This is a genomic window from Leifsonia sp. 563 (genome assembly GCF_040545055.1).
Classification (GTDB): domain Bacteria; phylum Actinomycetota; class Actinomycetes; order Actinomycetales; family Microbacteriaceae; genus Leifsonia.
Genome location: NZ_JBEPLE010000001.1, coordinates 1,220,790 through 1,232,992, shown reverse-complemented (window position 1 = coordinate 1,232,992; position 12,203 = coordinate 1,220,790). Strand labels below are relative to the sequence as shown.

10 protein-coding genes are annotated in these 12,203 nt (G+C 73.4%); 7 read left to right on the top strand and 3 right to left on the bottom strand.

Annotated elements, in window-relative coordinates; genetic code table 11:
• Positions 1–48: 48 nt before the first annotated feature.
• The 3 genes from ABIC47_RS06015 to ABIC47_RS06005 are packed head-to-tail and all read right to left on the bottom strand — an operon-like array spanning position 49 to position 2,842.
• Entirely contained in the window at positions 49–714 is a 666-nt protein-coding gene (locus ABIC47_RS06015; protein ID WP_354478292.1) for a class II aldolase/adducin family protein, read from the bottom strand.
• Positions 711–2,006 carry a 3-oxo-tetronate kinase gene (otnK, locus tag ABIC47_RS06010; RefSeq protein ID WP_354478289.1) on the bottom strand — a complete coding sequence of 432 codons (1,296 nt, stop codon included), beginning with the start codon at positions 2,004–2,006 and terminating at the stop codon, positions 711–713. Before otnK ends, ABIC47_RS06015 begins: the two co-directional genes overlap by 4 nt.
• Complete coding sequence (locus tag ABIC47_RS06005; protein ID WP_354478286.1) at positions 2,006–2,842, bottom strand: DeoR/GlpR family DNA-binding transcription regulator; 837 nt, start codon at positions 2,840–2,842, stop codon at positions 2,006–2,008. Before ABIC47_RS06005 ends, otnK begins: the two co-directional genes overlap by 1 nt.
• A 78-nt stretch (positions 2,843–2,920) precedes the next feature.
• Between ABIC47_RS06005 and ABIC47_RS06000 the strand changes: the two genes are divergently transcribed.
• From ABIC47_RS06000 to ABIC47_RS05970, 7 genes are read left to right on the top strand one after another with little or no spacing between them, the layout of a single operon-like run.
• Positions 2,921–4,411 (top strand): FGGY-family carbohydrate kinase, encoded by a 1,491-nt coding sequence (locus tag ABIC47_RS06000; protein ID WP_354478283.1) that lies wholly within the window; start codon positions 2,921–2,923, stop codon positions 4,409–4,411.
• Entirely contained in the window at positions 4,408–5,307 is a 900-nt protein-coding gene (locus tag ABIC47_RS05995; RefSeq protein ID WP_089879173.1) for a hypothetical protein, read from the top strand. Before ABIC47_RS06000 ends, ABIC47_RS05995 begins: the two co-directional genes overlap by 4 nt.
• Complete coding sequence (locus ABIC47_RS05990) at positions 5,307–6,146, top strand: hypothetical protein (RefSeq protein WP_354478712.1); 840 nt, start codon at positions 5,307–5,309, stop codon at positions 6,144–6,146. Before ABIC47_RS05995 ends, ABIC47_RS05990 begins: the two co-directional genes overlap by 1 nt.
• The gene (gene gtfA, locus ABIC47_RS05985) at positions 6,143–7,615 is read left to right on the top strand and encodes a sucrose phosphorylase (protein ID WP_354478280.1); all 1,473 of its coding nucleotides are present in this window, start codon (positions 6,143–6,145) and stop codon (positions 7,613–7,615) included. The genes ABIC47_RS05990 and gtfA overlap by 4 nt, the downstream gene beginning before the upstream one ends.
• Before the next feature lie 23 nt (positions 7,616–7,638).
• A complete protein-coding gene (locus ABIC47_RS05980; protein ID WP_354478277.1) occupies positions 7,639–9,540 on the top strand; it encodes an alpha-amylase family protein in 1,902 nt (633 codons plus the stop codon).
• Positions 9,537–11,420: an MBL fold metallo-hydrolase gene (locus tag ABIC47_RS05975; protein ID WP_354478274.1), complete on the top strand. Its 1,884-nt coding sequence runs from the start codon at positions 9,537–9,539 to the stop codon at positions 11,418–11,420. Before ABIC47_RS05980 ends, ABIC47_RS05975 begins: the two co-directional genes overlap by 4 nt.
• Positions 11,421–11,429: 9 nt before the next feature.
• Positions 11,430–12,191, top strand: coding sequence for an alpha/beta fold hydrolase (locus tag ABIC47_RS05970; protein ID WP_354478271.1), 762 nt, complete (start codon positions 11,430–11,432; stop codon positions 12,189–12,191).
• Positions 12,192–12,203 lie beyond the last annotated feature (12 nt).

The window sequence follows — 12,203 nt, the reverse complement described above, 5'->3', positions numbered from 1 at the left end:
GTGCGGGATGTGGGGGAGGTGCGTGGGGCGGAACGGCGGGACGGCGGTTCAGTGGCCCGGCGGGGTGAGCGCGGCGATCGCCGCCGCGTCGAGCGGGACGGCCGGGGCCTGCTTCAGCAGTAGCGTCAGCTGGGCGGCCGTCTCGAGCTCCTCGACCAGGTCGATGGCGCCGTCGAGGGTGCCGGCCGCGACCACGGGGCCGTGGTTGGCGAGCAGCAGAGCAGGATGCTCGGGCGCGGCCGCGGCCACGCCCGCGGCGAGTTCGGCACTGCCCGGACGCGCATACGGGACGAGCGGCACATCGCCCAGCCGCATCACGCGATACGGCGTCAGCGGAGGCAGCTGGGCGAACCCGCCCTCCGTCGCCGGGAGGCAGGCGATCGCCGTCGCGTACGGCGAGTGGAGGTGGACCACGGCGGTGGCGTCGGGATGCGCGGCGTACATCGCGGCGTGCAGCGGCAGCTCCTTGGTGGGTCGCGGTGCGCCCTCCTGATCGGCGGGCGTCGCGGCCAGCTGCTCTTCGGTGACGGAGCGCAGGGAGGAGCCGGTCGGCGTCGCGATGATGCGGGAGCCGACGCGCACGCTCACGTTGCCCGAGCTTCCGGGCGACAGGCCGGCCGCTGACAGGTGGCGGCAGGCGCGGACGACCGCCGCGCGGGCCTCCGCCTCGCGCGCATCCCTCTCCCGCAGGGCCGTGTCCTCGGAGCGCGTCACGGTGCCACCTCCCACGCGTCGGTGAACAGGGTCGGGCGACCGAAGTTTCCCGACTTGAGCAGCACGGCGACGGTGCGGCCTGAGCCTGTGCGGGCGACCGCCCACGGCACGCCGGGGGCGGCCTGCACGCCGATCCGCAGGCGCTCGATGCCCAGGCGGGTGGTCACGGCGCCGGAGGTCTCGCCTCCCGCGACGAGCAGATGACTGACCTCCAGCTCGTCGACGGCCCAGGCCGCGAGTTCGGAGAGGGCGTTCTCCAGCAGTGCCGCGGCCCGCTCGGCGCCCAGTTCGCGCTGTGCGGTCGCCACATCCGGCGACGCGTGCAGCAGGACGGGCGTCAGCCGGTCGGTGCGCGAGGCGAGGGCATCGCGGAGGCGGTCGAGCGTGCCGGGGTCGCGAGCGAGGTCGAGCGGGTCGAGTTCGTGGCGTTCGCCGGTGAAAGCAGCGATCTGACTGCGGGTGGCGGCGGAAGCGCTTCCGGCGAGGATGAGACGGCCTGTCACGGGGACGGCCGGGAGGGAGGCGGCGGGTCCGGTGGCGCCGAACTCGCGGACCGCGACGCGCGCCAGCGCGGTCCCCACCCCTGCGCCGCCGCCCGCGACGACGGGACGCTCGGCGGCCACGCGGAGGACGGCCGCCGCGACGGTGTCGAGGTCGTCTTCGGTGAGGGCGTCCACGAGGGTGTGTCCGTCGCCGATGCGGTCGACGACCGCGTCGGCCCCGCGCTGCACGTCCAGCCAGCGCACCAGGGAGACGGGCGCGGAGGTCTGCGGGGCGAGCAGGCGGACGACGTTCGAGTCGCGCATGGGCGTCAGCGGGTGGTCGCGCATCGGGGACTCGGCCAGCGGCACCCCGTCGGCGAAGAGCACGCCCTGGTACTGGGTGCGCGCGGCGTCCGGGGTCGCGGGAGTCCCGATGGTGACAGCGGTCGGCGCATCGGCTGTGGCGCCTTCCGCAGCGACGGCCGCGAGCGCGTCCGCGATCGGCCCGATGTTGCCCTCCGGCGTCGAATCGAAGGTCGAGCAGTACTTCTGGTACAGCAGCGTCGCGCCCGCGCCCACGAGGAACCGGGCGGCCTCCGACGAGGCGGCGACCGCGTGCGCCACGGGCGCGGTCCGTACCTTCAGGGCGACGACCGCGCACGACGAACCGGCCGGGGCGAACACATCATCCGGCGATACGTCCGAAACCGGGGTGCCGAGCAGCACGCTCGCCGGGAGCCCCGCTTCGGCGACGCGTCCGGCCAGGTCGCAGGCTCCGGTGACGTCGTCGGCGACAGCGCCGAGCCGCATCACGAGACACCGACCCCCGGTGCGTCGGTGGTGGCGCTGGTCGCGCGGGAGGTCAGAGCGTCCGGCGCGAGGTGCTCGCCGGCGACCACGACGGTCGCACCGGCGTCGCGCAGCGCCTGCAGGTCGTCGGGGTGGGCGCCCGGGTCGGTGAGGATCACATCCACCAGGTCCAGGCCGCCGACGCGGATCGGGGCGCGCGCTCCGAGCTTGGAGTGGTCGACCAGCAGGATGGTGGTGCGGGCCGCGCGGGCGAGCTCCTGCTTGAGTTCGGCGTCGAGTGCGTTGGCGCAGAGGATGCCGGTGGTGTCGACCGCCGTCGCCGAGAGGACGGCGATGTCGACGGAGTAGTCGGCGATGGTCCGGCGTGCGGTGGCGCCGGCGAAGGAGCGGGTCTCGCTCTGGTACACGCCGCCGACGGCGACGAGCTCGACGTCGGCACGCTCGATGGCGGCCTGGATGACCGGCGCGGAGTGGCTCACGATCGTGGTGCCGGGCTGCAGCATCCCGGTCAGGGGTGCGACGGAGGTGCCGGCGTCGAGGGCGACCGTGACGGCGCCGTCGAGAAGGTCGAGGCAGGCCTCGGCGATGGCGTGCTTCTCGCCGCTGCCGGTGACGGCGCGCTCGTCGAAGGGACGCCCGTGGCCGAGGTTCGGGAGGCTGGCGCCGCCGATCACCCGCCGGGCGAGCCCCTCCCCTTCGAGCTGCCGGAGGTCGCGGCGGATGGTCATCTCGGAGACGCCGAGCTCTTCCGCGACGCGCGACGACGACACGTAGCCCTCGGCGGAGAGCCGTCGGAGCAGCTCCTCTCGGCGGGCGGGGGCATCGGTGTAACGCACCCGTCCATCCAAGCGGCTGCCCCGAACACTTGTCAACAAACGCACAAATCTTGACGTGAATGTTCAGAAGTGAACAGAATGGAGCACGTGACCTCCGCCTCTCTCGCCGCCCTCGGCGTGGACGTCGGCACCACCAACACCAAGGTGGTCCTGGCGCTGCTGGGTGATTCCGCGCGCGAAGAGCGGACGCTGACCGTCCCGACGCCCGGAAACGGCGCGGGGCTCCAGGCGGTCGTGCTGGGGGCGATCCGGGAGATCGCCGCCGACAGCCCGTACCCGATCGCCGCGCTCGGCGTGGCCTCGATGGGCGAGACCGGCTGCCTGGTCGCCCCGGACGGACGCCCCCAGGGCGACCTCCTGCGCTGGGCCGACGGAGACACGCCGACCGCCGACCGCCTGGTCGCGGCCGCCGGCGCCGAAGCGCTGTACGCGGCGACCGGCGTGCCCGCCCCGGCCAAGTCGCCGCTGACGCACTGGCTCCGGCTGGCGGCAGACGGGGATGCGCGGCTCGCCGATGCGCGCTGGCGCGGCGCCGACGGACTGATCGTCGAGGCGCTCACCGGAGAGGCGGCCACGGACCACACGCTCGCCGCCCGCACCATGGCGTATCGCCTGCCCGAGCGCGGGGGCGCGCTCGCCGCATCCTTCGACCCCGAGCTGCTCGCGCTCGCCGGCGTGACCCCTGAGCGCTTCCCGCGCGTCGTCGAGCCGGGCGGTATCGCCGGGACCCTGACCGTCTCGGCCGCTGCCGCGCTTGGCCTCCCAGCCGGGCTGCCCGTGGTCGTCGCCGGCCACGACCACGCCGTCGGCGCCTGGGCCGCGGGAGTCCGCGCACCCGGCCAGGCCGCCGACTCGGTCGGCACCGCGGAAGCGCTGCTGCGGGTCGCCGACGACGTCTCCCGGCAGGGCGCGCGCCGCCACGGGATGAGCCTCGCGCGCACCGTGGACGGCGCCCACGAGACGCTGCTGGCGGGCAATCCCACCGCCGGTGCGCTGGTGGAATGGGCGTTCGCCGAGCTGCTGCCCGGGGCCGATCGCCACGATGTGCAGGAGCAGGCGCTCGGGCTCGCGGGCGGCCCGGTCGAGGCCGTCCTGCTCCCGTACCTCCGCGGGCGCCAGTCGCCCGCGCCGGACCCCTCCGCGACGCTGCGCCTCGTCGAGCTCGCGTCCGCGGGCGACGCGGGCACCGCATCCACCGGGCTGGCCGACCCCGCGGCGACGCTGACCGCCGTGCTCGCCGGACTCGCGCTCCAGCTGGCGTGGATGGATGCGGCCCAGACCGACCTCGCCGGCCCGCGTTCCGGCGACCTCGCCGTGCTCGGCGGTCCGGGTGCGGCCAACGGTGCCTGGTGGCGGCTCAAGCGGCGTTTCGTCCCCGGCGCGTTGCGTCGCGTGGACGCTGCGGAGCCGGTCGCCACCGGCGCCGCCATGCTGGCCGCCCACCGCGTCACCGGCCTCACGACCTCGCTGCCCCTGCGCAGCGCCGACAGCGCCGCGTCCGCGGGCGATCCGGCACTGCTGGACGCCTTCGTGCGCGCGGCCACGCTCCACGACAAGGAACACGCATGACCGACACCACCTCCCGCCCGGCGCTCGACCTCGACGCCATCGCCCGTCCCAGCGGCGGCCTCGCGATGGTCGCGATGGATCAGCGCGAGAGCCTCCGCCACATGTTCGACCTGGCGGGCGCGGGACGCCCGGCGGACGACGTGCTCATCCGGTTCAAGCTCGACGTCGCCGAGGCGCTCGGCCCGCTCGCATCCGGTTTCCTGATCGACCGGCACTACGGGTTCGAGGCCGTGCGCGACGCGCTCCCCGCCGAGACGGGCCTCATCCTCGCCGCAGACGCCCTGACGCAGGAGGACGGCGGTCCGGTCGAGGAGACCGCACTCGACGAGGTCGTCCTCGACCAGACCGATCTGGCCGGCGTCTCTGCGCTGAAGCTGCTCGTGATCTGGCGGCGCGACGCCAAGCGCGAGCAGCGCGTCCGGCTGGTCGAGCGGTTCGTCGCCGAGTGCCGCACGCGTGGCGTGCTCTCCGTGCTGGAGCCGGTCGTCCGGGCCACCCCCGAGGAGCTCGACGCCGGCACCTGGGATCTGGATGTCGCCATCCGCGAGGCGGCGGAGGAGCTGTCGCCGCTCGGCCAGAGCCTCTACAAGGTGCAGGTGCCGATGTCGGGCACCGGTGATGAAGCAGCGCAGCGCGAGGCGAGCGAGAAGCTCAACGCCTCCATCACCGGGCCGTGGGTCGTGCTCTCGCAGGGCGTCGATCGGCCGGCGTTCCTGCCCGCGGTCGAGGCGGCCTGCCGGGCGGGTGCGAGCGGCTTCCTCGCCGGTCGTGCCCTGTGGAGCGACGTCGTCGGCCGCGACGACGTGCCGTCGGCTCTGCGCGAGCTGTCGGTCCCGCGTCTCGAAGCGCTCATCGAGGTCGTCGACCGCGAGGCCCGGCCGTGGCGGGAGGCGTGATGATCGCGGGACTGCTGCACACCGTCCCGGCGCTCGCGCCGACGTTCGACGCGCTCGTCGCCGATGCCGTTCCCGGTGCCTCCCGTGAGCATGTCGTCGACGCGTGGATGCTCGAGACGGCCATCGCCGAGGGCGTCACCCCCGCGGTGCGCGAGCGCGTCGCCGGGCACCTCCGTCACCTCGCCGAGTCCGGCGCCGACGCCGTGCTCGTGACCTGCTCGTCGATCGGCGAGGCCGCGGAGGAGGCGGCTGTCGCGCTCCGCATCCCCGTCATCCGCGTCGACGCCGCCATGGCCGCCGAGTCCGTCCGTCTCGCCGCCCACGCCAACAGCTCCGGAGTTTTTCGGCCTGACACGCCGTCCGAGGGCGGAAAAACTCAGGAGCTGTCGGCTGGGGGGATCGCGGTGCTCGCGACGAACACCGCGACACTCGGGCCGACCACCCGGCTGATCGAGCGGGAGGCGGCGGCGCGCGGCGTCGCGGTCGACGTCACCGCGACGGTCGTCGAGGGCGCTGCGGCCGCACGGGCCGCCGGCGACCAGGCGACCCACGACCGGCTCATCGCCGACGAGGTGCGCCGGCTCGCGGAGAGCGGAACGGCCTCCGTCCTCGTCCTCGCCCAGGCCTCCATGGCCCCGGCCGCCGAATCGGCCGGCGTCGACCTCCCCGTGCTCACCTCCCCGGCCGGCGGCGTCGCCGGCCTGCGGGAGGCCCTGACCCCGTCGGACCCGGGAACGCCGGACGCCAGCGCGAACCGGCCGGCGCCTCCCGGGTCCGGCGGTACCTCCACCGCGGCGAGCCAGGCGGACGGGACCCCGGCGGACGGAGCCCGCGCATGACCGGCGTCGACCTGCTCGCCTACGCCGACCGCCTCGGCGGCGACTTACCCCGCCTGCGCGCCCTGCTCGGGGGCCCGCTGCGCGACTTCGCCGGGGTGCACATCCTGCCGTTCTTCGTGCCTTTCGACGGCGCCGACGCGGGCTTCGACCCCATCGACCACGGCGCGGTCGACCCTCGCCTGGGCACCTGGGACGACGTTCGTGCCCTCGCCGCGGAGCGCGAGGTGACCGCCGACCTGATCGTCAACCACGTGTCGAGCGACTCCGCCGAGTTCGTGGACTGGCTGGCGAACGGCGAGCAGTCCGCCCACGACGGGATGTTCCTCACCTTCGACACGGTCTTCCCCGACGGCGCGACCGAGGACAGCATCACGGCGTTCTACCGCCCGCGGCCCGGTCTGCCGTTCACGGCGTACCGGATGGCGGACGGCCGCCGCCGGTTGGTGTGGACCACCTTCATGCCGACCCAGGTCGACCTGGATGTGGCCAACGACCGGGCCCGCGCATACCTGCGGCGCATCCTCGCGACCCTGCGGTCGGGCGGGGTCACCACGGTCCGTCTGGACGCAGTCGGTTACGCCGTCAAGACGCCCGGAACGGACAGCTTCATGACCCCGGAGACGCTGGAGTTCGTCCGCGAGATCGTCGCGATGGCCCGCGATGAGGGGCTCCGCGTGCTCGTGGAGGTGCACGCCCACTACACGCAGCAGCTCGCCATCGCGCCGCTCGTCGATTACGTCTACGACTTCGCGCTCGCACCGCTGCTGCTCCACAGCCTGGGCACGGGCACCTCCGATCGCCTCGTCGAGTGGATGCGCATCCGCCCGCAGAACGCGATCACCGTGCTCGACACCCACGACGGCATCGGCATCATCGACGCCGGACCCTCCGGCGACCGGCCCGGGCTCATCGACCAGGGCGAGATGGCCGCCATCTTCGAGCGCGCCGCCGTCGCGACCGGCGGCCACTCGACCGTCGCCTCCGTCATTCCCGCGTGGATGAGCCTTCCGCACCAGATCAACGCGACCTTCTTCTCCGCGCTCGGCGCCGACGCCCGCAGCTACCTGCTCGCCCGGGCGGTGCAGCTCTGGCTCCCGGGCACACCGCAGCTGTACTACGTCGGGCTGCTCGGCGGTCTGGATGACGTCGCGCTCTTCCAGCGGACCGGCCAGGGCCGCGACGTCAACCGTCACGTCTACACGCCCGACGAGCTGGAGGTCGCGCTCGCGAGCGAGGTGACGCGCGCGCAACTCGCGCTCGTCCGCCTGCGCTCGACGCATCCGGCTTTCCAGGGCGAGTTCCGCTACCGTGTGGAGGCGGACGGCTCGCTCGACCTCGAGTGGGTGCTCGGCGACGAGCGCGCCACCCTCGCCGTCTCGTTCGCCCCCGAACCCGGATTCCGCATCCGCCTCGCGGGTGCCGGCGGCCAGCTCACCGCCGACTCCGTGCCCGCCCTCGCCGCTCTCTGACCCCTCTTCCCCCACCGAGGACCATGCAGACCATCCAGGACATCACCGTCACCCGCAGCGCGACCGAGGTCGTCCTCGTCGCGCCCGCCTACACGCTCGGCGTCGCGCTCACCCGGCCGCGCGCGACCATCGCCGGCCCGAACGGGGAGCTCTGGAGCGATCTGTCGCTCCTCGCGAGCGTCGACCGCGTCGGCCTCCCGGACGAGTCGTCCGGCCCGACCGCGGTCACCGTTGAGGAGCAGGAGGACGGCACGGTGCGCGTCACCGTGCTCACCGATTCCAGCGCGTGGGCGACCAAGGCCGTCGTCCTGAACTGCACGCCGAGCGAGGTCCGCGCCCGCGTCGAGGTGACGACGGAGGACGACGACGCCCGGATCACCGACCTGACGATCTTCGGCGGTCAGGCGGCCCTGCCGACGGGGGCGGCCGGCACGTTCCGCTCGGGCATCCGCTTCCCGTCGGTCTTCGTGCCGACGCCGACCGAGCCCATCCAGGTCGTCCGCGCCTCCAACACGCAGGCGCAGCTCGGCGTCGTCGGCGACGCCGAACCGGGCCGGCTGAACGGCATCTTCTCGCCGCCCCCGCTCGTGTTCGGCCTCGGCCGGCCGTCCATCGCACCGGACGCGCCGCACGGACCGACCGACATGCCCGTCGGCGACTGGCTCGGCGTCTCGGTGGTCGCGCCGATCTCGCAGCTGGGCTTCACGACGTTCCGCTATGACGCGATCGACGGCGGCTTCCTGTTCCGCCTCACCTACGAGGGCCACACGCGGGTCCGGGCGGGTGGATGGGTGTCCCCCGAGTTCGTGCTGCGGCCCGGCGGCGCACCGCTGAGCCTCATCCGCGACTACCGCGACGACCTGCTCGAGCGCGGCTGGGCCGAGGAGCCGAGTGCCGGCGCCGAGTGGTGGCACGAGCCGATCTTCTGCGGCTGGGGGGCGCAGTGCGCGCTCGCCGTCCGGATGAGCCACGAGGGCGAAGCGCTCGCCACCGACAACGCGGACGGCTTCGTGCTGCCGGCCGGTGCCGCCTTCGCCCCCGACCTCGCCCGCCAGTACCTCTACGACCGCTGGCTGAACCGTCTCGCCGAGCGCGACATCCACCCGGGCACCGTCGTCATCGACGACCGCTGGCAGGCCGACTACGGCACAAACACGGTCGACACCGAGAAGTGGCCGGACCTCCGCGCCTGGATCGACGCGCGGCACGCCGCCGGTCAGCGCGTCCTGCTGTGGTTCAAGGCGTGGGACCCGGCCGGCCTGCCGCCGGAGCTGACCGTGCGCGACGCGCACGGTCGCCCCGTCGCCGTCGACCCGTCGAATCCCGCCTACCTCGACGCGCTGCGCGACCAGGTCACGCGGATGCTGTCGGTCGACGGACTCGACGCCGACGGCTTCAAGGTGGACTTCACCCAGCGCGCGCCGTCCGGTGTCACCCTCCGCACGCACGGCGACGACGTGTGGGGCATCAGCGCGCTGCACGCGATCATCGCGACCATCCACGACGCGGCCAAGGCGGCCAAGCCGGATGCGCTGGTCGTGACGCACACCGTGCATCCCTCGTTCTCCGGGATCACCGACATGGTGCGCCTCAACGACGTGCTCGAGGACTCGGTCCACGGCGACCCGGTGCCCGTCGCCGACCAGCTGCGCTACCGCCACGACATCGCCGCGGCCGCCCTTCCCGGCCACCCGATCGACACCGACCAGTGGCCGATGCCGAACCGCGACGAGTGGCTCGCCTACTCGCGCATCCAGCCCGAGCTCGGCGTTCCGGCCCTGTACTACGTGGAGTCCATCGACAACAGCCGCGAGACGGTGACCGACGCCGACCTGGATGAGATCGCCGGTCTCTGGAGCGCCTACCGGGCGACGCGTGCGAGCCGTGCCGGCGAACCCGCCGAGAAGGAGCCATCCGCCGTATGAGCGCGTTCACCGAGGTCGCCCCGGGCGTCCACCGGTTCACGGACACGTGCAACGTGTACGTGGTGATCCCGCCGGCCGGTTCGGCCGGCGGTGCGCGTTCCGGCGCCATCGCCATCGACTTCGGCTCGGGCGACGTGCTCGACCACCTCGGCGAACTCGGCCTCGAGACCCTCGACGCGGTGCTCATGACGCACCACCATCGCGACCAGGGGCAGGGCCTTCCGCGCGCGGTCGAGGCCGGCATCCCGATCTTCGTGCCTCCGGTCGAGCAGGACCTCTTCGCCCGCGTCGACGAGATGTGGTCGGCCCGCGCGCTGTACAACGACTACAACCTGCGCCAGGACCGATTCTCCCTACTCGACCCGGTGCCGATCGCCGGGACCGTGCCCGAGTACCGCACCGCGCGATTCGGCGGCGTCGACGTCAAGACCGTCCCGACGCCCGGCCACACCATGGGGTCGGTCACCTACCTCGTCGACAGCGGGGACGCGCGGGTCGCCTTCACGGGCGATCTCATCTACGCGCCGGGCAAGGTGTGGTCGCTCGCGGCCACGCAGTGGTCGTACACCGAGAACGAGGGACCGGCGATGAACGTGCTCTCGTGCCTGCTGCTGCAGGAGGAGGAGCCGACCATCCTGCTCCCGTCGCACGGCGAGCCCATGCCCGAGGCCGTCGACGCACTCGACCAGCTGGCCACCCGGATGAGCAGCTACGTCGACTCGCGCCGCACCCACCCGTGGGATCTGCGCGACTGGCTGGAGCGTCCCTTCGTCCGGCTCACCGACCACCTGCTGCTCAACCGCACCGCCAACTCGTGCGTGTACGTGCTGCTCAGCGACTCCGGCGCCGCGCTGTTCATCGACTACGGCTACGACATGTCCACCGGCTGGCCCGCCGGCACCGACCGCGCCGCACGGCGTCCGTGGCTCGCATCGATCCCGGCGCTCAAGCGCGACTTCGGGGTCACCTCGGTGGAGGTCGTGCTCGGCACCCACTACCACGACGACCACATCGCGGGGCTGAACCTGCTGCGCGACGTCGAGGGCACCGAGGTGTGGCTGCCCGAGAACGTCGCACCGATCATGGCCGACCCGATGCGCACCGACCTTCCGTGCCAGTGGTTCGAGCCCATCCCGGCCGACCGGGTGCTCGGTCTCGGCGAGACGGTGCGCTGGCAGGAGTACGAGATCGTCACGCACGAGCTGCCCGGCCACACCCTCTACGCCGCCGCGTTCGAGTTCGAGGTCGACGGCGTGCGGGTGCTCGCCACCGGCGACCAGCAGACCGCGGAGGGGCGGCTCGGGGTCCAGCGCGAGATCCTCAATTACCAGTACCGAAACCGGTTCCGGCGTGACGACTTCATCCAGAGCGCAGCGCTGTACCGTCGCGTCGCCCCCGGTCTCATGATCACCGGGCACTGGCAGGGTCGCGAGGTGGACGAGGACTACCTGCAGCTGCTGACCGAGCAGGGCGACGAGCTGGCCGCCATCCACGACGGGCTGCTGCCGGACGACGGGATGCTGCCGCCCGCCGACGGCAACCTCGTGCTGGTGGAGCCGTTCTATCAGCGCGTGTCCCCGGGCGCGGAGCTCGACTATGAGGTCGTCGTCGTGAACGCCTACGACGAGCCGCGCAAGGTGGTGGCGCGGCTGGTGACGCCCGCGGGTTGGAGCGACCCGGACCCCGCGTCAGTCGTGGCGGGAGCGGGCGAGACCGTGCGGCTGCGGTTCTCCGTGCGGGCGACGGCCGACGTGCGCAAGCGTCAGCGGATCGCGGCGGATGTCACGATCGGCGCCGCCCGCTACGGCCAGGCGGGGGATGCCGTGGTCGACACGGTCGCACCGGGCGCAGTCCTCGACACCTCGGTGCCGCTCCGCTAGCCTGCGGGCGTGGAACGCATCCCCCTGTATCGCGAATGGCACGGCGACCCGGACTCGCCGCATCCACCTCTGCTGCTGATCCACGGCGGCGGTTCCACGATCGAGTCGAACTGGGGGATGCTGCTGCCGCTGCTCGCGCCGACGCGGTCGGTGCTCGCGGTCGAGCTGCAGGGGCACGGCCGGACGACCTCGGGTGACCGTCCGGCGAGCTTCGAAGGCTCGGCGGATGACGTCGCGGCCGTGCTGGACGAGCTCCGGCTGGGCCCGGTGGATGTGCTGGGCTTCAGCAACGGTGGTCAGGTCGCTCTGCAGCTGGCGGCGCGGCATCCGTCCGCGGTGCGGCGGCTGATCGCGGCTTCGGCCCCGGTGCATCGAGCCGGGATGGTGGACGGCTTCTGGGACGGGCTCGCCGCCGGGACGTTCGACGACCTGCCCGCGCCGTACTGGGAGGCCGACCTCGCGGTGAGCCGCGACCCGGAGCACGCGCGGCGGATGTTCGACCTCGACCGCGAGCTGATGCTCGGGTTCCAGGACTTCTCCGACGACCTGCTCGCCTCCGTGTCGGCGCCCACGCTCGTGGTCGGGGGGGATCGTGACGTGGTGCGGGCGGAACACTTTGTCGAGCTGGCGTCCCTGCTGCCGGACGCGCGCCTCCTCATCGTCCCCGGCATCCACGGCGACTACCTCGGCGAGCGCCTCGCCGCCGCGGGCGACCCGGGCCCGCTCCGCCGCACGCTGCCGCACCTCCTCGCCTTCCTCGACGCCCCCTGACCTCGCAGGGCG